Origin of the sequence: Eubacterium sp. SB2 (assembly GCF_001244405.1) — a bacterium.
In the GTDB taxonomy this organism is placed as follows: domain Bacteria; phylum Bacillota; class Clostridia; order Lachnospirales; family Lachnospiraceae; genus Faecalicatena; species Faecalicatena contortus_B.
In genome coordinates, this window is the sequence record NZ_LN865150.1 from 226,698 (window position 1) to 253,111 (window position 26,414).

The 26,414-nt window shown below is 46.7% G+C and carries 25 protein-coding genes; 13 read left to right on the forward strand and 12 right to left on the reverse strand.

Features of this window, described 5'->3' with window-relative positions:
* The first annotated feature begins 139 nt into the window (after nt 1-139).
* Nucleotides 140-538 carry a hypothetical protein gene (locus BN1938_RS04270; protein ID WP_050639409.1) on the forward strand — a complete coding sequence of 133 codons (399 nt, stop codon included), beginning with the start codon at nt 140-142 and terminating at the stop codon, nt 536-538.
* Between the two features lie 50 nt (nt 539-588).
* On the forward strand, nt 589-822 hold the full coding sequence (locus BN1938_RS04275) for a diguanylate cyclase domain-containing protein (protein ID WP_050639410.1): 234 nt from the start codon (nt 589-591) through the stop codon (nt 820-822).
* A gap of 27 nt (nt 823-849) precedes the next feature.
* Here BN1938_RS04275 and BN1938_RS04280 read toward each other — a convergent pair whose 3' ends face one another.
* The gene (locus BN1938_RS04280; RefSeq protein ID WP_050639411.1) at nt 850-2,214 is read right to left on the reverse strand and encodes an MATE family efflux transporter; all 1,365 of its coding nucleotides are present in this window, start codon (nt 2,212-2,214) and stop codon (nt 850-852) included.
* Nucleotides 2,215-2,352: 138 nt separating this feature from the next.
* Here BN1938_RS04280 and BN1938_RS04285 point away from each other — a divergent pair, with 138 nt between their 5' ends.
* From BN1938_RS04285 to pcp, 6 genes are all read left to right on the forward strand, one after another.
* A complete protein-coding gene (locus BN1938_RS04285; protein ID WP_050639412.1) occupies nt 2,353-3,186 on the forward strand; it encodes a MerR family transcriptional regulator in 834 nt (277 codons plus the stop codon).
* 136 nt (nt 3,187-3,322) lie between these two features.
* Entirely contained in the window at nt 3,323-3,916 is a 594-nt protein-coding gene (locus BN1938_RS04290) for a VanZ family protein (RefSeq protein WP_050639413.1), read from the forward strand.
* 364 nt (nt 3,917-4,280) lie between these two features.
* A complete protein-coding gene (locus tag BN1938_RS04295) occupies nt 4,281-4,961 on the forward strand; it encodes a DUF969 domain-containing protein (protein ID WP_050639414.1) in 681 nt (226 codons plus the stop codon).
* A gap of 15 nt (nt 4,962-4,976) precedes the next feature.
* Nucleotides 4,977-5,924 (forward strand): DUF979 domain-containing protein, encoded by a 948-nt coding sequence (locus BN1938_RS04300; protein WP_050639415.1) that lies wholly within the window; start codon nt 4,977-4,979, stop codon nt 5,922-5,924.
* A 38-nt stretch (nt 5,925-5,962) separates the two neighbouring features.
* On the forward strand, nt 5,963-6,982 hold the full coding sequence (locus BN1938_RS04305; RefSeq protein ID WP_242843803.1) for a 2,5-dihydroxypyridine 5,6-dioxygenase NicX family protein: 1,020 nt from the start codon (nt 5,963-5,965) through the stop codon (nt 6,980-6,982).
* Nucleotides 6,983-7,007: 25 nt separating this feature from the next.
* Entirely contained in the window at nt 7,008-7,652 is a 645-nt protein-coding gene (gene pcp, locus BN1938_RS04310; RefSeq protein ID WP_050639416.1) for a pyroglutamyl-peptidase I, read from the forward strand.
* 137 nt (nt 7,653-7,789) lie between these two features.
* On the opposite strand, the gene BN1938_RS04315 is transcribed toward pcp, so the two are convergent.
* A complete protein-coding gene (locus BN1938_RS04315; protein WP_050639417.1) occupies nt 7,790-9,820 on the reverse strand; it encodes a sensor histidine kinase in 2,031 nt (676 codons plus the stop codon).
* Between the two features lie 3 nt (nt 9,821-9,823).
* Nucleotides 9,824-10,495 (reverse strand): response regulator transcription factor, encoded by a 672-nt coding sequence (locus tag BN1938_RS04320; protein WP_050639418.1) that lies wholly within the window; start codon nt 10,493-10,495, stop codon nt 9,824-9,826.
* A gap of 180 nt (nt 10,496-10,675) precedes the next feature.
* Here BN1938_RS04320 and BN1938_RS04325 point away from each other — a divergent pair, with 180 nt between their 5' ends.
* Complete coding sequence (locus BN1938_RS04325; protein ID WP_050639419.1) at nt 10,676-12,688, forward strand: ICP22 family protein; 2,013 nt, start codon at nt 10,676-10,678, stop codon at nt 12,686-12,688.
* 173 nt (nt 12,689-12,861) lie between these two features.
* Here BN1938_RS04325 and BN1938_RS04330 read toward each other — a convergent pair whose 3' ends face one another.
* On the reverse strand, nt 12,862-13,860 hold the full coding sequence (locus BN1938_RS04330) for a hypothetical protein (RefSeq protein WP_050639420.1): 999 nt from the start codon (nt 13,858-13,860) through the stop codon (nt 12,862-12,864).
* Nucleotides 13,861-14,210: 350 nt separating this feature from the next.
* Here BN1938_RS04330 and BN1938_RS04335 point away from each other — a divergent pair, with 350 nt between their 5' ends.
* Nucleotides 14,211-15,215, forward strand: a complete 1,005-nt coding sequence (locus tag BN1938_RS04335) for a carbon-nitrogen hydrolase family protein (RefSeq protein ID WP_050639421.1) — start codon at nt 14,211-14,213, stop codon at nt 15,213-15,215.
* A 230-nt stretch (nt 15,216-15,445) separates the two neighbouring features.
* Here BN1938_RS04335 and BN1938_RS04340 read toward each other — a convergent pair whose 3' ends face one another.
* Nucleotides 15,446-16,318 carry a LysR family transcriptional regulator gene (locus BN1938_RS04340; RefSeq protein ID WP_050639422.1) on the reverse strand — a complete coding sequence of 291 codons (873 nt, stop codon included), beginning with the start codon at nt 16,316-16,318 and terminating at the stop codon, nt 15,446-15,448.
* A gap of 424 nt (nt 16,319-16,742) precedes the next feature.
* On the opposite strand from BN1938_RS04340, the gene BN1938_RS04345 reads away from it, so the two are divergent.
* Nucleotides 16,743-17,870 carry a PD-(D/E)XK nuclease family transposase gene (locus BN1938_RS04345; protein WP_050639423.1) on the forward strand — a complete coding sequence of 376 codons (1,128 nt, stop codon included), beginning with the start codon at nt 16,743-16,745 and terminating at the stop codon, nt 17,868-17,870.
* Nucleotides 17,871-17,983: 113 nt separating this feature from the next.
* Here the strand turns inward: BN1938_RS04345 and BN1938_RS04350 are convergent, their stop codons facing one another.
* The 7 genes from BN1938_RS04350 to BN1938_RS24165 all read right to left on the reverse strand — a co-directional run bounded on the left by BN1938_RS04350 (nt 17,984) and on the right by BN1938_RS24165 (nt 24,138).
* Nucleotides 17,984-18,550 (reverse strand): cob(I)yrinic acid a,c-diamide adenosyltransferase, encoded by a 567-nt coding sequence (locus BN1938_RS04350; RefSeq protein WP_050639424.1) that lies wholly within the window; start codon nt 18,548-18,550, stop codon nt 17,984-17,986.
* Between the two features lie 96 nt (nt 18,551-18,646).
* On the reverse strand, nt 18,647-18,976 hold the full coding sequence (locus tag BN1938_RS04355) for a glycerol dehydratase reactivase beta/small subunit family protein (RefSeq protein WP_050639425.1): 330 nt from the start codon (nt 18,974-18,976) through the stop codon (nt 18,647-18,649).
* Nucleotides 18,973-20,790 (reverse strand): diol dehydratase reactivase subunit alpha, encoded by a 1,818-nt coding sequence (locus tag BN1938_RS04360; protein WP_050639426.1) that lies wholly within the window; start codon nt 20,788-20,790, stop codon nt 18,973-18,975. The genes BN1938_RS04355 and BN1938_RS04360 overlap by 4 nt, the downstream gene beginning before the upstream one ends.
* On the reverse strand, nt 20,787-21,179 hold the full coding sequence (locus BN1938_RS04365) for a diol dehydratase small subunit (RefSeq protein ID WP_025654177.1): 393 nt from the start codon (nt 21,177-21,179) through the stop codon (nt 20,787-20,789). Before BN1938_RS04365 ends, BN1938_RS04360 begins: the two co-directional genes overlap by 4 nt.
* On the reverse strand, nt 21,180-21,851 hold the full coding sequence (locus BN1938_RS04370; protein WP_050639427.1) for a propanediol/glycerol family dehydratase medium subunit: 672 nt from the start codon (nt 21,849-21,851) through the stop codon (nt 21,180-21,182).
* An 11-nt stretch (nt 21,852-21,862) separates the two neighbouring features.
* Nucleotides 21,863-23,527 carry a propanediol/glycerol family dehydratase large subunit gene (locus tag BN1938_RS04375; RefSeq protein WP_050639428.1) on the reverse strand — a complete coding sequence of 555 codons (1,665 nt, stop codon included), beginning with the start codon at nt 23,525-23,527 and terminating at the stop codon, nt 21,863-21,865.
* 392 nt (nt 23,528-23,919) lie between these two features.
* Nucleotides 23,920-24,138 carry a Fic family protein gene (locus tag BN1938_RS24165; RefSeq protein WP_334296472.1) on the reverse strand — a complete coding sequence of 73 codons (219 nt, stop codon included), beginning with the start codon at nt 24,136-24,138 and terminating at the stop codon, nt 23,920-23,922.
* 45 nt (nt 24,139-24,183) lie between these two features.
* Between BN1938_RS24165 and BN1938_RS04380 the strand changes: the two genes are divergently transcribed.
* Both BN1938_RS04380 and BN1938_RS04385 read left to right on the forward strand, forming a co-directional pair.
* On the forward strand, nt 24,184-26,070 hold the full coding sequence (locus BN1938_RS04380; RefSeq protein ID WP_050639429.1) for an AAA family ATPase: 1,887 nt from the start codon (nt 24,184-24,186) through the stop codon (nt 26,068-26,070).
* A 75-nt stretch (nt 26,071-26,145) separates the two neighbouring features.
* Nucleotides 26,146-26,325: a hypothetical protein gene (locus BN1938_RS04385; protein ID WP_050639430.1), complete on the forward strand. Its 180-nt coding sequence runs from the start codon at nt 26,146-26,148 to the stop codon at nt 26,323-26,325.
* The last annotated feature ends 89 nt before the right edge of the window (nt 26,326-26,414 follow it).

The following is a 26,414-nucleotide window of genomic DNA, read 5'->3' on the forward strand; positions in this document are numbered from 1 at the left end:
AGCCTCCAGCCGCCTACGGGCGCCCAAGCCGTTCCGGTTTTCCGGCGTTCCCAAAAAAGAATTATCCCCCCTCCAAACACTTTTGTTTGAACAGATTTAAGTGTATAATAGTAAGAAAACATGGCGGAGGGAAAATGAAGTGGCACAAGATACGCAGGCAAATGCAGAAAAATCCGGAAACGGCATGAAAAAGAATATATTACTGCGCACGAACTTACTCATATGCGTCGTAATTATTGCAGGGTTTCTGATGACAGCGGTACTGAGTTACCGAGCCAATTATAGTGCCTCCCTTGAGAATATCGAGCAGGTTTCTACTTTGACGTCGGAAGGGATATACTATCAGATGAATTATGCATTTACTAAGCCGGTCAATATTTCTCTGACCATGGCAAATGACAGCCTGCTGAAGGAGTTTCTTGCGACAGAGGCGGAACATCTTGCGAATAAGGAATACATAGAGACCATCAGGCGGTACCAAGAACAGGCCGGCCAACCAGGCAACGGCGCAGTATTTCGAAAAAATGGGAGCTCCTAAGGGAACACCATACGACCAGGCTCTTCAGATTGTAGCTGAAAGGCAGATTCATGAGGCATATCGGGAAGGAATGGGCGGTGGAAAAGGCTGCGGAGCTGTCCCGAGATCTCTGCCGGCTGCATCAGGTTGGAAATGACCGCTGGCAGATTACAGCCAGCATAGGCGTGGCTGTACTGCAGGGGGCGGACTTTGAGATGTTTTATAAGAATGGGGATGCCGCTCTGTATGAATCGAAGAAAAATGGGCGCAACCGGTATACCGTGTATTGCAAAGAGGCAGAGTAAGGCACATAGCCCTCGCTGCCTCACTGGTTAAAAACCCTTTATAAATTCGTGTACTTCCTTCTTTCCAATATAGTGATATTTGTTTCTCTTTGTATAGAAGAAAAAGAAGGAAAGCAGAAGTGTAACGCATTCCGCTGCAGGTACAGAGAGCCATACGCCGGTAACTCCCAGCAATTCGGGCAGCAGCAGGATACTTGCTACAATGAAGATAAAGGTGCGGGCAAAGGAAATAGCCGCGGATACCGGTCCATCTGAAAATGCGGTGAACATGGCGGATGCGAAGATATTCATGCCTGCAAATATAAAGTTAAATGAGAACAGAAAAAATCCTGTTTTAGCAATCTCATAGGTCGGCGAACCGGCAGGCGTAAATATTTCCACGATATAGGGGGATAATACCAGCGCTACTGCAGTTGCAATCAGCGAGGATATGGCAACAAAACCGGTACATATTTTGAAGATTCTCTGCAGGAGAGAAATATTATTTCTCCCGTAATTGTAGCTGATCACCGGCGCCACTCCCATGGAAAAGCCGAAATACAGCGCGTTAAAAAGGAACTGTCCGTAGAGCACGATCGTGATCGCGGCAACCCCCGCTTCACCCAGCAGACGCAGCATTACGATATTAAACAGGAAGGTAACTACTGCGGTGGATACATTCGTGACCATTTCAGAGGAACCGTTCGCGCAGCTCTTCAGCAGTGTTGAGAGGCTGAAGTGCGGTTTTACAATGCGCAGTGTGTTCTTTCCGGAAAAAAAGTATACCAGCCCGGCTAAAGCGGGGATGACCTGCCCAAGGCCGGTTGCCAGTGCAGCTCCCTGGATTCCCATCTGCAGAGGCCCCATAAACACATAATCCAGTATCATGTTGACGATGCCCCCCATAATGGTCAGAATCAGTCCAAGATGAGGCCTGCCTGCGGTGACAAAGAAGGTCTGGAAGAGCAGCTGCAGGATACAGGCCGGAGCAAAAAACAGCAGCATCCCGAGATAGCCTTTACAGTCTGCAACCAGAATATCTGTTGAACCGAGAAGCCGTACCACAGGCTCCAGAAAAAGGGTGCCTGCGGCCAGAATAACCACACTTAAGAATAAAGAAGTTGCAATAATTAATGAGAGGTCCTGGTTGGCCTCTTTTTCTTTGTGTTCCCCTAACTTTTTTGCAATGAGGGCGCTTCCGCCGCTGGCAAACATGACACCTACTGCTATAATCAGGTTAATAACCGGAAAGACAATATTTGCAGAGGACAGTGCGTTGCTCCCCACAAATCGAGAAATGAAAATCCCGTCAACTATTGTATATAAAGAGGTAAAAACCATCATAATCATAGTCGGAAGAGCAAATCTGAGCAGCGAAAAAAAGCGGAAATCTTTAGCAATTGATAATGACATTATAAATCATCCTTTCTATGAATTTTTTTCAGCATATGTTATGATAAAGTATAGGGTAACACGATAGTCAAGCTGAAATTAAAATTATATTAAAATTTTTAAACAAACAACTGTAAATGCGTGCGGGAGGGGAATCACATGGAGAATAGCAGGATATTAACGGCGGGGGAGTTTGCCAAGATCGTGGGAGTTACTAAGCATACACTCTTCCATTATGATGAGATCGGCCTTTTCCGGCCCGAGAAAAAGGGTGAAAATGGGTACCGGTATTATTCGATGGCGCAGATAGAGGTATTTGATGTGATTTACACATTAAAGGATCTGGATATGCCACTGAGTGAGATTCGGGAATACCTGGACAGAAGATCCCCGGGGACGCTGCTTGAACTGCTGGACAAAGAGCAGGAAATTGTGGAGCAGAAGGAAAAAAGGCTAAAAAGGACAAAAGAATGGATTATCGGGAAACGGAAGCTGATTAAGGAAACGGAAACGATCGATACAGAAGCGGTGGAATTATTGGAGATGCCTGCAGTTTATGAAGTGTCTGTCAGGGTGGATACTGCAGATGAAAAGATCTGGGCCATGGAGACCGGGAGGCTTCTGGACATGTGTGATTCGTTTGGCATCAAAGGCGTAAGGGGAATTGGTTATATGCAGCCGTTAGATTGTATTAAAGAAGGGTTATACAACAGCTATGAAAAAGCATACGTGGTTACAGAGCGCAATATCCCCGGCGCCGGGTGTGTAAAAAGGCCTGCGGGCACGTATCTGGCGGCTTATCATGTAGGGCACTGGCAGACGCTTAATGAGGCTTACGAAAGAATGCTGGCATATGCAGAGTCGGCGGGCCTTACGTTATGCGGAGGCTGTTATGAGGATTATCAGCTGGATGGACTTACACAAAAGACGGAGGAGGAATATGTCACAAGAGTGTCCTGCAGAATTGACGGTGCATGCGGAGGCTGCCGGTAACCTCTGCAGAGTCATGAACGGTTACCTTTAGGTATCCAGGTAATATGAAAGTCGTTCACAAAAGGTTGATTTTATTCCCATATCAGCGTATGATAGTAAAATACTTTTTACTACATATATAAGGATGTGATTTGTAATGTTAAAAAGGTGCATTTTATTGATATTAAAACCGCTGTCGTTTTTACCGGCACTGATCATGATGTATGTGATCTTCAGTTTTTCAGCGCAGAGCGGAACGGATTCGGGCAATCTGAGTTATTCCGTGAGCCATAAGATTGTGGAAATCGGGAATGAAGTCCTGCAGAAGAATATGGAGGAATGGGAGATCGATGAGAAAGCATACGAGATCGAATATCCGGTGAGGAAGATTGCGCATATGACAGAATACTTTATACTGGCAGTTGCGGTATCACTGCCGTTTTATGTATACGGCCTGCGGGGCTTTGGCCTTATGCTGGTAGCTGGGCTGATCTGTGTAGGCTTTGCCTGCGGGGATGAGTATCATCAGTCCTTTGTGGACGGGAGAGGTCCGTCCGTGAAGGACGTGGGAATCGACAGCATCGGAGTGTTCTTTGGAATCATGGCAGTGCGCATCTGCTGCTGGACGATATTGGCTCCTGTGCGGACGATGGAGCGGGAGCGCCGCCGATGGGAACGGAAAAGAGAACGGCAGAGAGCGCGTGAAGAGGAGCAGCGGTACAGAAGGCGCGGCAACCGTAGTGAGTATTAGAAACAATTTTATAATGAGGAAGTGTAAGTCTCAAAAATCCACTGGTTTTTGAGGCTTATTTTTATCTTATAGAATTAGGGTGTCAAAAGATTCTTTTAAATGAATCTTATGGCACCCTAATGTGATATAGGAAATTTCTGTGCACAAGTCCGGCAGACAGATTAAAAATAATTACGGAAACCCGAGTAAAAATTAACCAATAGACCCAAAATATAATGATACAGCGCCTGAGTGTGTCAGACCATTTATTATGCCTGTCGGAGCATCGTTCTTAACAGGCCCGCGAATGACCAGGTACACTCCTGCGCTTGATACAACTGAAATGGGGGCGTATGCGTTGTCTGTATGCCAAAGGAGGCTATATATGGAACTGATAAAACTGTCAGGAATATTAATTGTTATCATTGGATTTGCGTTAAGACTGGATTCGATACTGATTATATTAATTGCTGCAATTGTCACAGCTTTAGCAGGAAACCTGGGAGTAACCGGGCTTTTGGAGACGTTAGGAACCAGTTTTACTGCGAACCGGAATATGGCAATTTTCATTCTAATTATGCTGGTAACCGGAACTTTAGAGCGCAACGGTCTGAAGCCCGCGGCTGCCAGTCTGATCGGCAGGATTAAGAACGCATCTGCCGGGGCGGTCATTGGAGCTTATGGGATCATGCGGGGGATATTTGCCGCGTTTAATGTCAGCTTCGGCGGGGTTGCCGGGTTCGTAAGGCCAATCGTGATGCCCATGGCAATCGGTGCAGTGGAAGCACAGGGCAAGGAACCGGCAGAAGAGCACGTAGAGCAGTTAAAGGGAATGGCCTCCGGCATGGAGAATATTGCATGGTTTTTCTGCCAGGTGCTGTTTGTCGGGGGTTCGGGCGCCCTGCTGGTGCAGTCCACACTGGAAACCCTGGGATACCAGGTTTCCCTGCTTGATTTGGCAAAGGTAGAAATACCGGTCGGAATCTTTGCAATCATAACGGGGATTGTCTACTATTTTCTGAAAGACAGGAAATTGTACAAAAAATATTATGGGGATAAAAAGTAAGGAGGAAGGCGCATCATGACATTTTTTACCAGCCAGGACGTGACACTGGGCACAAAACTCCTGGAAATCATCTATATAATTATGGGCCTGATTACTTTCTATACCGGAATCAAAAATGCCTTGGATAAGGAGAATCCCTCCCGGTTTGGAACCGGGTTGTTCTGGTGCGCTCTTGGAGCGGTGCTGGCGTTTGGGCGCTGGATCCCGCCGGCTATAAACGGAGCTCTGATTATCCTGATGACCATACCGGCCATCCTGAAAAAAGTAAAGATTGGAAAAATCCAACCACTGACAGAGGAATATACCAATGAAAAGTACCGGACCATCGGAATGAAAATCTTTATCCCGGCTCTGTCCATCGGTGTCTTTGCCATTCTTTTTGCCATCTTCCTCCCCGATCTTGGCGCAATCGTAGGAGTGGGTGCGGGCATTGTGGCGTCGGTTATGATACTCATGCTGCTTTCCAGGGAGAACCGGCCTGCGGTTTTTTTGCGGGATTCTGAGCGCCTCCTCTCAACGGTAGGGCCTTTAAGTATGCTGCCGATGCTCCTTGCAAGCCTGGGCGCGGTTTTTACCGAGGCAGGCGTTGGGGGTGTGATAGCCGGTCTCGTCGGCGGGGTGATTCCCAGGGGCAATGTAAATGCGGGAATTATAGTATTTGCAGCCGGGATGGCATTGTTTACCATGATTATGGGAAATGCCTTTGCAGCCATTACCGTGATGACAGTTGGAATCGGCGCGCCGTTCGTCCTGCAATATGGTGCAGATCCTGCCGTCATAGGAATACTGGCATTGTCATGCGGATTCTGCGGAACACTCTGTACACCCATGGCCGCAAATTTTAATGTGGTACCCGTGGCGATGCTGGACATGAAAGACCGTTTTGGCGTAATCAAATGCCAGCTGCTGCCTGCGGCACTCATTTTTGTATTTCAGGTTTTCTATATGATTTTCATGAAATAAGGGTAAAAATAAGAAGTGCAGGCTCTAAGAGCATTGAAATGATATACAGGAAGGAAACGGTTATGCAGGATTACCGGAAAATAGAACGGGGCGCTATGATTGTTATAAAAGACTGGCTGCGCCTGAAACCATGGGAAAAACTCATGATTGTGACAAGCGAAAATCATCTGGAAGAGGCAAAAGCGCTGAGGTACTGCGCCCACAAACGGGCAAAGTCTGTAGATCTGATGGTGGTGGAAAGACGAGGGAAGCATGTAGGCGTATTTTTTGACCGCCACGAAAAGGTATTTGATGGTTACCGGGCCGTAATCGGAGCCACAGACTATTCTCTTGTTACCACAAAAGCGGCTAAAAGGGCGATAAACAGGGGAAGCAAGTTTCTGTCCCTGCCTCTGGCGACCAATAATGAAAAATCAATGCTCTCATACCGTTTTATGGGCATGGACACAAAGAAGAGCAAAATGATGGCAGGCATTATCATGAAATATCTGAATTCCTCCTCTGTGATCCAGGTGAAGACAAAGAGGGGGACAGACCTAAGGTTGTATAAGAGAAACAGAACCGCGGGGTTTTTTAATGGAGTGGTGCGGGACGGCAAAGGATTCTCATCCGCCAGCATTGAGGTGTACGTTCCGATTGAAGAGACAAAGACCGAAGGGGTCCTGATACCGGATGGCTCGCTGGGGTATATCGGAAGAGTGGAAGAGCCATTTAAGATCAGTATAAAAGAGGGGCGCATTCAGGAGATGGAAATGAATGTCAGCGGAAAGAAGCTGAAAGCATATATGGAGGATTTTAAAGACCCCGGAATTTATGTGGTGTCGGAATTGGGAATTGGCCTGAATTCCTATGCAAAGTGCAGGGGAAAATGTTATATTGAAGATGAGTCTGCCTATGGAACATTTCACATCGGTGTGGGGCGGAACATTGCCCTGGGCGGGCTACATGAGGCGAACGGGCATTTTGACCTGGTGGCGCATAAACCGGATATCTATGCGGATAACCGGATGATCATAGAACGGGGAAAGATCATTATACCGGAACCGCATATCCTATAAAATTCCAAATAGCAGGAGGAAAGATATGAGAGTATTAATTACAGGATTTGACCCTTTCGGAGGGGCAAGCATCAATCCGGCCTATGAAGCGGTAAAACTACTGCCGGATATCATTGGGAGTGCAGAAGTAATTAAGATGGAAATCCCAACAGTTTTTTACCGGGAAGGTGAAATACTGGAGGAAGGAATCCGCAGGCACAGGCCCGATGCCGTCATCTGTATCGGACAAGCCGGAGGACGTTCCGGAATCTCGGTAGAGAAGGTGGCCATTAATCTGATCGAAGCCAGAATCCCGGATAATGACGGGCAGCAGCCTTTTGACGAGCCGGTCTGTGAAGACGGGGAGAACGCGTATTTTGCAACGGTTCCGGTAAAGGCAATGGTGGAGCGCATCCGGGAGAGAGGGATACCGGCAAAAATATCTTATACAGCGGGAACCTATGTATGCAATGACGTCATGTACCGCCTGCTGTATATGATAGATAAGAAATATCCGGAGATCAGGGGCGGATTTATACACGTGCCATTTTTGCCCGAGCAGGTAACTGACCTGCCGGACGGGACGCCGAGCATGTCGGCTGAGACGATTGCACGGGCCATTGAGGGGGCGGTGGAAGCCGTGGTGGAGAACAGGGAAGATGTCAGGACGATTATGGGGGAGACGCATTAAACGCATAAAAGTAAAAAGCATTGTGAAGTATTGGGAGAAGGCGGTTTCGGACAAAGTGTGCAAGCCTATCTCAACTTCTTACCCCTTACTCATGAGGGCTTTAGGAGTTGAGATAGGCTTGCACACTTTGGCTATGTTTATAGGCGAACCTCAGACAGCGGAAAGCTGATATGAAATGCGGTACCCTCCCCAGGCTGTGATTCAACGGTTATAGTACCTCCATATTCTTCTATGCTGATCTTTGTAAAATAAAGCCCAAGCCCGCGCAGTCCGGGATTTCTTTTCGTACTGAATTCATAATTGAAGATCTTGGGAAGGTGATCCGGGTCAATTCCTTCTCCGCTGTCTTTGAACGTAATCTCTGCGGAATCCTTCGTATACGCGGCAGAGAGCGTCATAGATCCCTTCATAGGCGTATGCTCGGTGGCATTCATAACCAGATTCTCAAAAGCCCGGAATAGATTTTCTCTGTGGCAGTATATCGTGCATGTCTGAGGAGGCAGTTCCAGATGGTAGTAGATCCCGTTTGCATCGGCGTAAGGCAGGGTTTCCGTGTATACATACCGGAGAAATTCACTGCAGTCCAGATGTTCGGCCGAACCCTTGTGAGAAGTTTCCGTATGAAATAACTGAAGGCTCTGTACATTATTCTGGATCTGTGAGGATTTATGGTCGATCACATCCAGATAATGCTGCAGTTCTTCGTCTAACCCAATCCCGCTGCTTTTCATGTAATCTATATAGGTATTGATTGCCGCTACGGGTGCTTTCAGGTCATGGGCTACAGCAGAGAGAAACTGCTTGCGTTCCTCCATCATAGCGGTCAGGTAAGCCGTTTTTCTCTCCACCTCATCCTGCAGATGTTCCGTCAGATACTGGCGCTGGATCAGCGCTCTGCGGTTATAGTCAGAGATGAGCACGGTGAATAAGGCCACCATAACAAAACCGCAATATTCCGTCTGCCATCCGAAACGCACCGGTTCATAGCGGCCGGCGGTGAGATAATCCACCAAAATACCAAATCCGAATACTGCATTGCCACTCAAAAGCCAGACATGCTGCGGCTGCTGCAGTGTACCCAGAAACGCGGCCAGAATCAAGTAGGTACTCATTACAAGCTTGGATAAAGCGATGATCTGGCTGTACACGGCGATGAACTGCGGAAACAGAGGGAAAAGTATGTAAAAAGCCAGCATTGGAAAAGCAACCATAGCTATGGAAAATGTATAACAGGCAATGTAAACCTTTCGGTTCCATACAGAGCCGGCCAGGCGGTAAGTCAGTACGGTCATACATACGAGAATACCAAAATAGGCAGTATCCTCAATAACATAAGAAAGCCTGCCCAGATGAATACCCAGCCAGTGTATGAGCGGATAACAAATGTGTACGGAAAAACAGAGGCATAAAACCCCATAAGCTGCGTACAGGGTATCTGTCTGCCTGCGGAACCATACGGTAAAGGAAACGGCTGCACAGCCCAGTGTAAAAAAGCAAAGGAACGCATAAAATATAAGCCTGCCGATTACAAGGCTTGTTACCGTATCGGTCTGGCCTAAAACAGGCGGATAGACGACTCCACTGTAGTAATGAGAGTAATTGGAGGCCTGTATCACAATTTCTACACTGCCGGAAGGCAGGGAAACCAGGGCGTTCTGTACATGGACACGATAGTGGTTTTCGGACAAACTGCCATAGGAAATCAAGAGCTCTCCATTCACATATATTTTACTTGCAGAATATATTTCCGGCAGTTCTAAAAGCCATCCTTCTTCTGCCGGCTCAAGGTACAGCTGTTTTCGATAAACGGCGGTACCGAAGGGCGATGCATCGGGATGGAAAGATTTAAAATTTCCATATTGACCAATGGTGATGACTTTAGGGCTGTTAAAAACCGCATCATTGTCATTCCAGTTCTCGTCCAGGCTGAGATCAGGATAGAACTCCCAGCCTTCCGCAAGAACATGCAGGGTATTTCCTGTGTAGGTATATTTATTATCCCAGCGGAATGTGAGAGAAAAGAGCGCTCCGATTCCGGCAAGGGAGATAAAAAGAACCAGCAGTGATGCCGCAAGAGCCTTCTTTCCGCTGTGGACCTGGGGCAGGGCCTCCGCCTGCGGCATCAGGAAGGCTGCCTTAATTTTTTGGTAAAACTTTTTATGATTCATGTCTTATTCCGTAAAAACATATCCCTTTCCCCACTGTGTGCGGATGTATTCTTTTTCAGGTGAAAGCGCTTTGATTTTTCTGCGGATCCTCATAATCATGACCTGTATACTATGGGTATTATAACGCTCTCCCCACAAAGCCTCGTAGATCTCGTCCTGCCGGTAAGGGATGCCTTTGTTCTGGCTTAGAAATTGGAGTATCTGGAATTCGCTGAGGGTCAGGTCTAGAGAATTGGTGCCGATGTAAGCCTGCTTCTCATCGGGACAGATATAGAGACGGTAATCCTCCTGCGGACTTCCGGTACCGCTGTTATGTACCCGGGGATGGATCCTCGCTCTGATACGAAGCTCCAGCTCCTTCATACGGTAAGGTTTTACAATATAATCATCCCCTCCGCTTAAGAATCCTTTCTCCAAAGAGGCCTCATCAGTCAATACTGTAAGAAATATAATCGGAATATTGCTCATTTCCCGAAGCACACGGCACAGGGCAAAGCCGTCCTGCCCTTCCATTTGGATATCCAGTATAATACAGTCGTAGGTATTCCTGTTGATCAGCAGTAAGGCGTCTTTCGCGCTGCCTGCCTGGTCAACGGCATATCCCTGCTCTGTAAAGTAGGAATGGTTTAAAGTTAAAATATCAATATCATCATCCACAAAAAGAAGTCTGTCCATATTACACCAACTCTCATAATAGTTAGTTCCATTTTAAATGGGGCAGAAGCTGTTTGCAAATAAAATCGTACATTTCCAAAAATTGTTGTTAATTGTTGTTATTTATTGTTATTTTATTGTTAAATATAATATGATAAAATGAAATGTATAACAAAAGATGATATGGGAGGAGAAGGGCAAGTGAAAAAAAGATGGAAGATCCCTTTTTTCCTAATGGTTATGTTGGGGTTACTCTTCGTAAACACATCTGCCTGTAAGGCGTGGGGACCGCCTAAACTGGAGGATGAAGAGGCTTTTTTGCAGTGGTATGAAGAGAATAAGAATAACGACGGGGCGGTGTATCAGTTATCGAGTGACCTGAAGCTGACGAAAGGGAGTGAAGAGTCCCCTCTTATGTGGGACGGCCAGGGAAAGGTAACGATTGACTGTGGGAACCATTTGATCCTGGCTGAGAGCAGCCTTGTGATAAACAACCCGAACCTGAAGATTACAGGATCTGAGTACTGTGTGATTATGGTAAGAAATGAAACACTTACACTGGAACAGGGGAAGATAGAGTATGCAGGAACCGAAGGGTTAATCTTACAGGTGCAGGGTGGAAAACTTGCTGGACCCTCACGGCGGGGGCAGTTTACACTCTGCAATTCTGAAAATGCGAGAGATGTAACCGGAATTGTGTATGGAGTTATACAGGATGGTGTGCTCTCAAACCTGGATATCGTACTGGAAGGGCTTGATAAAGCCGTGGGAATCAATAGCTCCGGAATGCTGACAGTTGAGAACTGTGGGATCCGGGTGACAGCCGGGATAACAGCATATGGAATTAAACAAAATTTTGATACGATGGAATTGGTCGTTCGGGACAGTGAGGTGACGGCGGCTGTGTCTGAACCAACAGGAGAGGCGTACAGTGCTTATGCCGAAAGCGGAAAAATTTACTGTGAAAATTCTATATTAGTGCCAAAGCTGGAAGAGGACACCACTTATAAGGTACTTGCTGCAAAAGCCAAAACACCAGTTTATGTGGAAGCCGGGGATTCCAGTGCGGATTGGCAGCTGCCAGCGGCGCTGGATATGTATGTACAGGAGAATGGATCAGACCAGGAGACAGAACTTTCCATTCCTGTTATTTGGGGGCTGCCGGACAGTGTTCTGCAGGAGCCTGGTTATTGTATTATAAAGGGAAGTTTTAATACGGAGAGGTTACCGTATACAGTTATCAATCCGGACGGAGTAGTTCCGGAAGTCACAGTGATCTGTGTACCCCCGGAAAAGATGTTCCTGATTGCTTCAGAAATCACAGAGACCAAAACGAAACTGCTGCTGCCCTATCCGTATGGTGCCAGGTTTCTTAAAATAGAGTACAGCACAGACGGCAGGAACTTTCGGACTTATCTGCCGAATAGGCCGAACATGATTATAGAGGGGGAACCTGTTCCGGAAAACGGACTCTTTTTGTTCTCTGTATCTTTGCCGGAGGCGCAGAAAGGACTATACATAAGATTTGTTACAGTGGGGGAAAGCATGTTCAGTGGAACCAGCGCCGTGTGGAAAGTAGGAGACGGCGCCAGCACAGGAATTCCAGATGATGCAGGGGAGGAGCAGGGCGGCGACCGCGGCGGCCAGGATGCAGAACCTGATCTGCCGGATGCGAATGATCCTGATACCGTCCCGGACATAGAACGTCCGAATGTACAACCTCCCGTTCCCGACCTTGAAGATCCGGATGCGGAGAACGGAGAGGCAGGCGGGACACCCTCCGTGAAACCACCGTCTGATGGACAGGGAGAGCCACATTGGGGAGAGGGGGACAACCAGGAAGAAGCAGGCAGACAGCCTGGAACGACAGGCAACAAAGAAGAAACCTATGACAGAGCACCTTATGTGAGTTCCGGAGTAAACAGGCAGGAAGGTAATTCAGTTTTGGGCCGGGGTGTTGACGGTATTGGTAAACCGGAGAATGAGGGGAATCGTTCAAATAAACCAGTCAATCCTGCTTCAGAGGAGGCGGTTCAGCACATTGATGCGGAACCGGATGAAAAACCGCTCGATGTGCAGAATGCTGAGCTTGCAGAAGCCGGAAAAAAGGCAATGAAAAAACAGTATCCTATAGGGATAGCTGTTGTTCTGGTGGTTATTGGAATTGCGGCGGCGGGATATTGGTATGGAAAGAAGGTATTTAAAAAGAAGTAATTGAGATTTATTACCGGACTTTAAATTCAGCCCGGAAGAGGCCCCCCTCTTATAGGGGGGAATAAAGATATATTTACCCAGGTGCAGAGAGTTTGTAGTATATTGAAACAGTGGAGGAGCATACTACAAGCTTCCCTGCACCTGTATAGTGTTTAAAAAGCCATTTTATGAGTTTAATAGCATTTCTTGCACGGCGCAAATCCCATGCTTTCTGCTTCAGATAATGTTACCTGCTGTGGATTATTCATGCCACTGCATGATGGATTGTTGTGATATTTACTTCCGCTTTGTGGAATCCATACCATTTGTTCTTGCGGGACTTGATTTGCCTGCGAAGATTCTTGAGCGGCAGCTTCCGCTGCTATCCGTTCCTCCTCAGCTTTTTGGGCGGCAGCCTCTGCTGCTTTTCGTTCCTCCTCGGCCTTTTTAGCAGCTTCTTCTTCGGCTTTCTTAGCGGCTTCTTCCTTAGCCTTTTTAGCAGCCTCCTCTTCAGCTTTCTTAGCGGCTTCCTTTTCGGCCCTCTTAGCAGCCTCCGTCTCAGCTTTTTCTTGAGCTTCTTTTTCTGCAAGTGCAGCCTTGTCCTCTACAGTAATAGTTATGGTATTGCTTTTTATATCACCACATAGTACGTACATAGTGTAACTTCCAGATTTTTCAGTAGTAAATAGTAGGTTATCGCCATCCTTTTTTAGTTCCCCACCAGAAGTTTCGCATTCAATGTCTTTCAGATCAGCATTGGAGGGAGTGGTCTTAACATCTACGGGAATTGCTGTGTTTATATCGTACCGATTATTTTCATCTGCTGAGAGAACAATAGTTTCTAATTTATTATCCCTTGTAAACAGAGTGCAAATTCCACCGAGTACAAATAATACAATAAATACTGTTAAACATCCCTTCCCTTTCTTTTTCTTTGGCTCTTCAGGGAGCAGACTTTCTTTTTTCTTAATAAAACGGTTATTATGGATTTTTTTACTGGAATCTTTTGCGGAAGAGGTCTTTCTCTTAGATACCCTGCTTCCAGGAAGGCTAATGACTGGAGTCCGTTTTCCTTTAGATTTTCCCTTGTTATGCACACCTTTCATTCTATCAGTTTTGGTTTTGCGCCCTCTGTAAGAATCCATTTTTTCATCAGGAGCGTTTTCTTTACTTTTACGAAATGTAAATCCCATTTGCGTAATTCCCCCTTTTCCTTTGTATTTAAGATAGAATACATATATATGAAGCCGTCAGGCGTAATAATTGATCTGTCTATGCAAGAAAAGTGATACAATCAATATAGTTTTTTAATTTGCGCCACTTATTTTATACTTGCGTCTTACGTTAAACTACTTCTATTATATACGATTATATGGTAAATGGAAATAATAGGATTGGGGAGTCCAAGTAACTAATAAATAGTAAAAGTTTCCCTCAATTATTTATTTAAGCCCGATAACAGAAAATTGATTTTCTTTTGTTTTTTTGTATGCTAAACTTACACTATAAAAAATGCAACGATGCATGACAAGGAGGAGAGAAAATGAAAGAGTATCCTAAGTTTAGGGCAGCAGCGGTACAAGCAGCGCCGATTTTGCTGGATCTGGAGGCAACGGTAAGGAAGACATGTGATTTTATTGACGAGGCAGGTAAAAACGGGGCAAAACTTATTAATTTTCCGGAAGCGTGGATTCCTGGATACCCCTATTGGGTCTGGATGGACGGGCCGGATTATGGGATGAAGTATTTTGTTGAGTTTTATAATAATGCGGTGGAAATTCCCGGAAAGAGCGTTCAGGAGATTAGTGAGGCGGCCAAGAGAAATAAGATGTATGTTTGCGTTTCCGTTACGGAACGGGAAGGCGGCTCTTTGTATCTGACTCAGCTTTGGTTTAATCCGAATGGGGACTTGATCGGAAAGCATCGTAAGAATAAGGCTACCAGCCAGGAAAAAACAATCTGGGGCGACGGGGATGGAAGCCTGATGCCGGTATTTCACACGGAGTATGGAAATATGGGCGGGCTGCAGTGCTGGGAGCATTTTATTCCTTTGAATGTAGCGGCTATGGGCGGTCAGCACGAACAGATTCATTGTGGTTCCTGGCCCATTGCCATGTGGGATCCGAATAATATGTTTGCAACCGAACAGACACATGCGGCAGCGACTTATTATGCGGTTACCAATCAGGTTTTTTATTTGCTTGCGTCTATGATCTGGACTGAGGATCAGGCGGATCGCATCTGTGAGACAGATGCACACAGAGCAACGATGAAGCTGGGATACGGTATGACCAAGATTATTGCTCCAAACGGTACCGACATCGGGACGCACCTGGAGCCGGATGAGGAAGGAATATGCTATGCGGATATTGATCTGGGCGCTTATATATCAGGACGTTATATCATAGATACCGCAGGGACGTATTCCACACCGGGCTATCTGCGTATGACCCTCGATAAATCTGTACATAAGGCGGTAAATATTGTGGGGGATGCGGAACAGAAGGTGATACCTTATAACGAAATTCAGTTTGATGAATTAAATTAAGATAGTGATAATCAGGGCAGGATATCTTCAGAGCAGAGATATCCTGCCTTTTTCTAATCTGGAAAATTCCTCTGAAATTTTTTAGTGCTGATAAACTTTTTTGGATGTTCATGCTAAGGTTAAGCAAATAGCCGAAAATCGGCATCGCGGTGGTGCGCTAAAGATGTAAGCCCTTCATAAGAATCCAGGGTGGAGTTGAAGTGGATTAATTTACTTTTATCTTTCTAGTGTTATGTGAAATTCTGAATAAAATGGCAGAATTTCTGACAAGCATCTGTGGGAATAGTAGTTTTATTAAAAATTATGCAGACATCCCAGGTGCAAGCGGAATCCTCAAAGGGAATGATCACTGTATTCTCATAAGGATGTTCTCTTGCCGCAAAATCAACCGAGAGGCCAATGCCTTTATTTTGTGATGCAAAAAAGTGGGTGTAAGATATTTCACTGGTCTCGGTGACGGAGTTTGGTTGAATCTGTTTTTGCAGAAAGCGCTGCATATTGTGGTGGTATGGGTTAAATTGCCGCCCAATAAGTGCAAGGTCCTGTCCATTTAGGTCCCGATAGGATATGAAATCTTTATCTGCGTATGGATGATCCTTGTTAATAACGGCGACATGCCTGCATGAAAATAGATATTGGCAATCATATTGGTCTATTTTCATAGGCATTCCTATAACAGCAAGATCTATTTGATTCTGCGCTATCATTGATTCAATCTTATGATCGGTGTCTTCTATATAATCCAGACGTATAGACGGATAGCTCTTTTGGAATTGTTCTATAAGGTTGAAACCAAAATAGGCCATAACACCATAAGAAAAGGCAGCGCTCACCCTGGCAAGTGCGGTATCACTTTGAATATCTGTGGAGATAGAGTAAAACATATCAAGGATAGTGGAAGATTTGCTATATAATTGATCTGCATAGCGTGTCGGTACGACTCCTTTGGAAGTCCGTTTAAATAGAGTAAGGCCAAGTTCGTTTTCCAGCTTTTGAATAATTTTACTGACTCCCTGCGGTGTCATGTATACGATCTGCGCTGCCTGACTAATACTGGCTGCCTCGTATACACACCTAAATATTTTCATATCTTTTGTATCCATAAAGGGCTCTCCTTAAAAAATACGTATTTTTTAGGTGAAATACCTTAACTTTGGAAATTATTGTACTTTGAATGTATCGAAAAGTCAATATGGAAAGATATATGGTCTGCAATGGTGTAACAGTACTTTGACACTAGCAACGAGCTGCAGTATTAGCGATTCCTGTCATTAAGTATTCCCGCCCGTCGATAAGCCTAAAGTTTTCGGACTTAATTTCAGCCTGTCTAAACTGTTACATATTTTACAGGATTTTAATATTCTTATTTTATTTTAATTTGAACCGCACGCATAAACGTGCTATTCTAAAAACATCAAAACGGCAGGCATTTCAGCCAAATCTGGCCGTTCGATATCTCATCCCGGCGTTTCATATTCGAGACAGATTCCGTGAATGAATACAACATAATAAGAAAGGGGATTGCCTATGAAGAAAGGGCTAAAAGATTATTTTCCACAGATCAGAACACGGGAGGAGGTGATGAACGATATACGAATCAATCCTGTGTCAGCTTATCAGTTTGATCAGTGGGGGGAGGAACTTCAGGAAGAGTTTCTGGATTTCTGCACAGGAGCCAGAGGGGTTAAAATGACGTACGACTCTTTTTTTAAGGAGATTATGAACCCTGAATTACATGAGGAACGTTTGGAAGAACTGCTATCCTTACTGCTCGAACAGAAGGTAAAGATCCATCAGTTACTGCCGAATGAGTCGGCAAGAATTGCAGATGAAAACACGTTGCTGATCATGGACATTGTTGTGGAATTGGAGGATGGCAGCCTCGCCAATATTGAGATACAGAAAATAGGGTATGCATTTCCAGGGCAGCGGGGTGCATGTTATTCTGCAGATTTGCTCCTCAGGCAATATAAAAGAGTGAGAAGCCAGAAGAAAAAGAAGTTTACATATCAAGATATTAAAACGGTCTATACCATAATTTTCTTCGAAAAAAGTACTTCTGAATTTCATGAGATAAAACACACTTATATTCACCGGGCGAAGCAGGTATTTAACACGGGACTAAAGATGAATATGCTCCAGGAGTATGTTTTAATTCCACTTGACATTTTTAAGGAAACCAAGCAAAATAAAGCTATAGAAACGAAACTGGATGCATGGCTTAGCTTTTTGAGTGATGACCGGCCAGAACGGATTATGGAGATCATTGAAAAATATCCGGATTTTAGGGAATTGTATGGGAAAATCTACGAAATATGCCGTAATGTTGAAGGAGTGATGAATATGTTTTCAGAAGAATTACTGGAACTGGATAGAAATACAGTCCAATATATGATCGAAGAGCAGCAGGAACAACTGGATACCTTAAACAAGGAGAATGAAGTTCTGGCAATGGAATTAGCTGATCTCCGGAAAGCATACGAAGAGCAGAGAAATGCATACGAAGAACAGAGAAATGCATACGAAGAACAGAGAAAAGTACGGGAAGAGCAGCAGAGTGCGTATGAAGAACAGAAGAAAGAAAATGAAACACAGAGAAAACAAATTGAAGAACTGAAAAATATGCTTGAAACTTTGATGAGGAATCAGAAATAGGTATTTTATACGGATTGGGAATCTTGTGTTCCTCAATTCGTTTTACTTTATAATAACAATTTTTATGGGGGCATGACAGGAGATGATACGAATCCGCAATTAAAAAAGCCCTGCTATTTCGCAAGGCTTTTCATAACATTTTTAACGACTTCCTGACGGAGCCCTTCATCGGGTTCAGCAGAGGCTTTATAGTCCGCATACCGCGCGGTAATGTACAGGTAATCTGAAAGCCGGTTGATATACTGCATAGCCTTGCTGTCTGCGCCATAGTTCTGGGCTACTTTGCGGAAACGGCGTTCTGCCCTTCTGGCAACCGCCCTGGCAACATCCAGTCTCGCGGACAGCTCACATCCCCCATAAAGTACGAATTCCTTAGCGCGTGGAAACAGACCCTCCAGCCGGTCAATCTCTTCTTCCAGCATAAATGTCTCTTCTTTTGTAAAACGGTAATCCAGATTACGCGGATCTGCAATTCCAGCCATCATTTGAATCAGCGCTTTCTGAATCTGTGAAAGGCGGTCTTGCAGAGGCTGGCTGGCAATGACTTTGGCCAGACCGATATGGCTGCTCAATTCATCGATTGTCCCCAGCAGTTCTATACGGTCATCTGATTTGGAGACACTGATTCCATTCATAAGAGAAGTCTTTCCGGTATCTCCGTTTTTGGTATAAATTTTCATGGTTTTCTCCTCTTTTATTCATATAGAGTGACAGTTCAGACAGGCTTGAACTGTTACCATATTGATGCAATCCGGCACAGCGTCTAAAGCTGCAGCCTATTTGAAAGCCAGCTTTTTGACGGCGCGGGCGCTGTTTGCCCCCAGTTTCCTGCACTGCACCAGGGTGGGATTCTGGTAACTCTCGGTATTGCGGCCTTTTGGAAGGCCCCGCATCTGCATGGCAATCCCTTTTCCCGAGATACCGACTCCGGAGCCCAGCATGGAATCATTGGCAGCATTCCATGCCAGTTCGTCAGGCAAAGCGGTTTCCATTTCCTTTATTTCATAAAATACCCCTTCTTCTTCAATACCGGCACAAACATCCCTGAGAAAGACGGCATCCGGGTTATTAACATATATGAAAATAGAAGGTCTTTTAATTATCATTTTTCTTCTCCTGCATACGAAAGTGCCAATCCGGTGGCTACGGCATTGCGTGGTCCTTCTGTGCCGCGGATATTTCCCCGGCCGCATACGATACGGTAACCGGCGAATTCTTCCATCAGCATTTCAGGGATCTCAAAGTCTTCGGCAGAACCTCCGACCAGTACTATATTGGAAATATTCTTTAAATCATGGTTCGGAGCTACTTTTTTCAGAGCGCGGAACGCATTTGTGACAAAAACTTTCTTTTTAGCATCGCGGCGGACCTGAACAATCTTTTCCATTGGAATATCCTGCTCTATGCGGATAAATCCATCTTCTGCCAGCAGGATAACCCGTCCATAGAAGCGGGGGTCAATGGAATCCTCCACAAAGGTCATCTGCCCGTTTTCCATCCGCATGTGGAACAGGCTTTCCACCTTGGCAAGAGGGTATTTTTTAATCTGTTCCGCCATATGCCTGTCGCCCAGGCCCAGCTCGGTCTCGATCAGCATGGAAACAAGTTCCCCGGCTCCTGCCTGGTGGGTCATGGTAACCTGTCCCTCCCTGGAAATGACTGCGGCATCGGTAGAACCTCCGCCCATATCCAGAATAGCCAGGGGCAGCTGAGTGCCAGGGGTTGTAAGAGCTCCGAGGCTTGCCATCACCGCTTCCACGCCGGCTACTTTTACATCTGTTCCGAGTTCCAGTTTCAGTTTTTCGGCGATTTCCTTCATAGGAAGGCGGCGTGTCTTTACCATGGCAGCGATGCCAACCGCTTTTTCCAGGCAGGTCTCCCCTGCCAGGGCGCCGGAGATCAGAACCGGGGCCAGAGTGTCAACTGCCAGTACATCCGTAATATGGATATCCGCTTCGGGGGTATGATCTAAATTCCCCATGCCCTGCCTGATACGGGCAAACATATTCCCCACGTTGGTGTCCGGCTGTCCGCTGATATCACGGATACTGCCTGCCTCAGACACCGCCTGCATGATCTTCGCTGCTCCTTCATCCAGATTCACGGAGGTGCTGTGCTCCCCATCCAGATAAATCTCTCCGGCAGGGAGTACATTTTCACGCACATTTCCGCCCGGAGTCTTCAGTACCACTGCACTGCGCTTTCCGATCAGGCTCTTGGCGATCGGTGTGACAGTGCGGGTTTCCTCTGCATTCAGCTTCAGAAGAGTGGCAATACCATAGGGATTGGACAACATCCGAACAGTCTGTCCGGGAAGCGCCACCTCGATTGCAGCCATAACCTTGTCCGGAAGTTTGTCGATACGTGCAACTTCATCAATGATCGGCAGCTTTTTGCGCAGCCGGTTCTCTACCAGGACAGCCTCGTCTGCCTGCAGGATCACTCCCACAATATCGAGCGTATCGGCCGCCTGATTCAGAATTGCGGCCACCTCCTCATAAGAATAGGTTTGGGGAGCCGCGACAATATATTGTGTACCGGGTATCCCGCGGGACAGGTTCTCAATCAGGAGAATCTCCCCTACTGCCTGTCCGGCCCCAGCAGGAGTGGAAGGATTATGCCCGATCATGGAGGAATCCGTTATGATGGTCTCTGTCAAAGTCTCCATCGCAGTATCACCGATCACGGGCGCTGCCTCGTTCAGCCGGATCAAAGAAATGTCGCCGATCTCCCTTCCGATCCTGCCCATGGCCTGCTTTAAAGCCGCTTTGATGGCATGGGTATTCGCGACAGTTCCCTTCGTCCCGGTGGTCGGGCAGGAGGCGCTCGTCAGAAAGTGAATTGTGCCGTCGGACGCACTTTCCCCGACGCAGACTTCAGTTGTAGAATTCCCAATGTCAACTCCAGCGATATAACTCAAAGCAGAATCCCTCTTTTCTCATAAACTTCTGCGGCCTCCATAACGAGGCGCGCACAGTTTCTTGCGTTATATTTTTCAAGAAGCTCCTGTGCCATCAGAACCAGTTCTAACTTTGTAGAACGGTTGGGGCGCAGCTTATCATACATTTTCAAAATCACATCATCCGGTACATCGACCAGTTCGGCCGCGCGCTCAAAATTCTTTTCCATGGGATCATTGCCGGCCTCCCGAGCAACCTGTCCCTGTGCTTTTAACACCTCTTTTGATATCTTGATGTCATCGGCGGAAACGCGGTTTTTCATCACTTCATCCAGCGTAATATCAGTCAGCTTTTTACCGGTCCTGGATGTAATCTTTTCTTTTTCGTGTTCTCCTAATGGGTATTGCATCTACTTTACCTCCCATTCGATTATTCCGACTTCAGGGTCCAGCTGTTCCGTCTCGGCTATGTGCATCAGGGCAGCCTTGACCTGGTATTTAGGACGGGACATTGGATCGTTGGTGCAGGGGATGGGAACAACCTGTTCCCCTTTTACATATTTGGCGGCATTTTTACCGATCTTTCTGTAAGTGTCCAGATCCATCAGAGGCGCCTGGGGGAAAAGCTCCAGATTGGAGAGCGGGTACAAATCCTTCTGGTGGATGACGGTGGTTCCTTTTGACTGGATACCGATGCCAATGCCGGAGCCGGACAGTTTTGCGGCCTCCAGGGCCATGAAACATACATCCGAGGTGTCCAGGATCTTTACTACCCTTGGCACCATGCCTTCCTCTTCAATCCCTGCCTTCACGTTCTTCAATACATCGTCCAGCGGGATGCCGCAGATCGTCTTCAAAATTTCTTTTTGAAATGCAGCGCCGACCCCGATGACGACTTCCTTGGGGTCTGACCCCTTTGCGGCCCTTGGGTAAGACGCATAGGATGTCTTTATTTCATTGATTCTTTCGCGTCCTGCCATAGAGGGCACGGCAGCCGGTGCAGGCGCGGCGTCCTTTTTCTGCTTTATCTCAGCGAGGACAGCATCTGTTATCTGTTTTACTAAATCTTCATTCATCTGCATGCTCTTTCCTCCTATATATCCTGCGGATTGATAATATGAGGAATCTTTTTGATTTCCTCCCAGCGTTTGCCCTCGACACGGTAGCCTGTACCGGGGCCCATGTAGTCATTCGGTGTATTAACGCCGGAGAGCACATGGAAATCTCTGTCCAGGATCGCAGCGGTCTGCATATAGTCGCCCGCAACGCGCTGTTTCAGCATATTCAGGACGCTCTCCGCAAGATCCCGATAGCCGGATTCTGCAAGGGCCTTTACCACATCTACGCCGGTAATGCCGCGCTTGAGTACGTCCTCGGCGGACATCAGGTCTGCCGTTACGTCCCGGGGGAGCGTGTCTTTACTTCCGTGGGCATAGGTGACCGCCTCCACCTGTTCGTCGGAGACAGGCGTAAGCCCCAGCTGTTTGAACACGGCCTGTACGGCCTTTCCGGCTTTGCGTCTGACCTGGATGACTTCTTCCTCCGTGACCGGGCGGAGTCCGCCGTCAACCTGCATATCTCTCTGCAAAACGTTATAGTCATCAAAATCCTCTGCATCAAAGTTAGAACCCGCAAACATATTGTCGTAGTTGGGCTCTGCCGCATAGCCGGAAAATATAAAATCGGTTCCCGGCAGGAACTGGAGCATAGTTCTTGCGGTTCTGCGCATATCCGAATTGGAAAAGCTCTGGTCATTGGAGGATGCACATTCCAGGCCCAGCAGTGCAGCAACCAGGTTCTCGCTCATCACCTCCCGGATTCCTCCCGGAACAGCTCCGGGTACCCCGATACAGCTGACAGAACCATTCTGGATCCCCTGACTGCCAGCACCTTTTGTGGCGTAGAGACAGCGGCATTCCAGATACAACATGGATTTTTTCTCACTGTTACCCATCAGCACTTCGGAGCCGGAGCCGGAAGTAAAGCGTACTTTCAGACCGCGGGAAGCGTATGCCGAGTTCAAAAATGCTTTGGAGTAAGGAGTGTCGTCCCCGTCAATAAATACTTTTTCTGTCCCATACACAGAAAGTGTCTCCGCATATGTAGTCAGTCCTCTGATACCAAGTTCCAGTTCGGTGGCTTCCTCGGCGGAGCACTGCGTCAGAACACCGGGGCGTCCGGCCTGGGATCCGATCAGGAGCGCCATAGCGCTTAAGGGTGCATATCTGGCAACGCCCATGGTGGTCTCTTCCTCTGCAAATCCTCTCAGGGCGCCTTCCGCTGCGTCCGCTGCAATCTGAACCGGGTCGTCCTTCAGATTGGTAATATGGGCCTGATTGCCGGGAGTTCTGCGCGCGCGCATCTTCTGCATACCCATCATCAGCTCTACAACGTTGAGGCAGTTCAGCACCTCGACCATCTTGGCGGGGGTGATGCCGCTTACAATCTCCAGAATCTCTTTTCTGGATACATGGATGTCCACAATCATTCTGGCGATATCCAGGGACGGGATAGTCATAGACATCTCGGCTCTCTGGATGCTGATGGCATAATCCGCAATAAACTGGTCTATAAAATCGAAATCTTCTCTTTTCTTTCCGTCCAGTTCTATAATTCTGCCATTTTCAATCTTAATGGAAGGCTTGGGATCATACGGGCTGTTCATCGCTGCAAAACCCATCTCCGGCCATTCGTTAATATAACCGTCCATATTAACCGGACGGCGGTCCAGTGTTTCAATACGTTTTGATCTCTTCATTTTCTCTTCTCCTAAGGAATTAGATTCCAGATAGTCTACAGTGCCTTTATTATACAACAATCACAGGGAATTAGCAATGAAATATTGAGAAAAATCCATGAAAAGCCACAAAAAAACAATGAAAACCACAAGAATCAACAAGGAGATGGCTAAGTTATGATATTTAGTAGGTGGAACTCATGACGGGAGTAACTTCGTTACTTTGAGCAGGGAGTGCTATGCAAGGCTTCATGTCCAGAGCGTGACCAAGGGCATAAAAATAGCCACTCTTACGAGTGGCTATTTTATTAAAGCTGGTGAGCCAGTATTCATTTTAATAATCCTTCAAAGGATAGTTCGCTTGAAGCAATTTTCAAAATCGTATCGGACAGCTCTCCCTGCGTGTACTCCAGCTAAATTCGGTTGAGGGCAAGGAACACGAGCATGGCATGTGCGCCAATTCGTTTATTTCCATCAACGAAAGCGTGATTTTTTACAAGGTCAAAGCCGAGGCGTGCAGCTTTCTGCTGAATCGATCCCGTTGAATGCGCAGGCCCTAAGAAGGTAAGTAGATTTATAGGAATGAATGTGCTAAAATACAAACATATAAATTGCAGAAAACTTAAGCACATATTAGTAGCATATATATAATAAATTGTGGAAGGGAGGTGCCTGAAATGCGGATTACCAGTCTGCGGATCAGAAATTTTAAATCCATCCGCAACATGTACATCGAGAATATTGACAATGCCCTGATTCTGGTGGGGCAGAATAATACCGGGAAGACAGCCGTGCTGGATGCTGTCCGCGCGGTGGGAGGCTCCTACCGGATCCAGCCGGAAGATTTTCAGGAGAACAACTCGAATATCGAAGTGTTTGTCTCTCTGGAATTTCTGGAAGAAGATCTGATCCGCCTGCAGAAAAATGGGGTGGTCAGCCAGTACAGGCGCTTCGGAGCATGGGAGGCGGATTTTAGGAGGAAGCTGCCTTCCTTCGATGATAAGGGCATCCTGACCTTTGAGTTTGTGGCCAATAAAGACGGGCGTATCCGCTACAGTGACGGCGTAAAAAAGAACAACCCATATATAAAGGAAGTATTTCCGCAGATATATTACATGGACACACAGAGAGACCTGAATCAGCTTCAGGGGGACCTGCTGATGCTGCAGGAGGATGCGCTTTTGAAAAGAATGCGGTCGGGCTGCTGCATTTTCGACCAGGCAAAGCTCTGCAGCCACTGTTTTGCGTGCATCGGTCTGATTAACCAGAAAAAACCGGAAGAGCTGGATGCCTTTGAGGCGGCAAAGCTGCTGGATTACAAACTTTATCAGCTGAATCTGAATGATTTCGCGGGGAAGGTGAATGAGAACTTTCGGAAAAACGGCGGGCAGGATGAGATTATCTATTCTATGAACAGGGACGTAGAAAGGATGCTTCTGGTGACCGCAGAGATCCGGGGCAGGGAGAAGAGAGCGAACCGGCCGGTATCGCAGATGGGGAAGGGCATGCGCAGCGTCTATATGCTGTCTCTTCTGGAAACTTATGCGGAAGGGGCGGACCGGGTTCCCAGCATTGTGATGGTGGAGGAGCCGGAGATTTTCCTGCATCCGAAGCTGCAAAAGGTATCGGGTGAGATCCTGTACAGACTGTCCCGGAAAAATCAGGTGATGTTCTCCACCCACTCCCCGAATCTGCTTCCGAACTTCAGCAGCAGGCAGATTCGGCAGATAGTGCTGTGGGAAGACGGCTGTTCAGCAATCCGGGAGAAGACCGATATCAGCGCAATACTGGACGATCTGGGCTATACGGCCAATGACCTGATGAATGTGAACTTTGTATTTATCGTGGAGGGCAAACAGGACAAAAGCCGGCTGCCCCTGCTGATTAAAAAATATTATTCAGAGACATACGACGAGGAAGGAAATCTCTCCAGAATCGCCATTATCACAACGAACAGCTGTACGAACATCAAGACCTATGCGAACCTGAAGTATATGAACCAAATCTATCTGAAAGATCAGTTTCTGATGATCCGGGACGGGGACGGCCAGGATCCGGAAAAGCTGAAACGGCAGCTCTGCCGCTACTATGAAGAGAGAAATACGGAGGACGCGGATAAGCTCCCCCGGGTTACCCCGCGGAATGTACTGATTCTGCACTACTATTCATTTGAAAATTATTTTCTGAATCCAAAGATCATGGCAAAACTTGGCGTCATAGAATCAGAAGAGGCATTCTATGAGATATTTCTGGAAAAATGGAAAGAATATCTCTACAGAATCCGGAGCGGGAGGAAACTCACGGAGGTACTGGGAAGAGAGATAGCCTGTGTGGATGATGTGAAAAACCATATGGAAGAAATCCGTGTATACATGCGGGGCCACAATCTGTATGACATTTTTTACGGTAGATACCGGGAGCAGGAACAGGAGCTGCTGACCAGATATATCGAGCTGGCCCCAAGAGAGGACTTCCGGGATATCCTGGACGCCATTGACCGGTTTATCTATTTTGAGAGCAGAAAGAAAAATTTACAGGGCCCTGTGGGGGCGAACCGTGTTTGAAACAAAAAATCACGTTAAGTTCCTGCAGCAGCTCACATATACTCAAAGGGAAACGTACAACAGGAGGAGGAAACGATGCTGACATGTTTTTATATCGTAGAGAAAATTGACGGAGATTATGCAATGCTTAGAAGAACTGACGAGACAGACCCGGCGGCGGAGCCAAAGATGGTGGCCCGGGCACTTCTCCCGCCGGAGATTCGGGAAGGGAGCCGGCTGCTGTACGAATATCTGCAGTACAGCATTGCGGAGTAAATGTAACAGTTCAAAGAGGTCTGCGCATTTACTGCGCAGATCGTACGAAAACATAGTGGCTGCAGGCATCCAGCCCCTCGCCGCAGGCG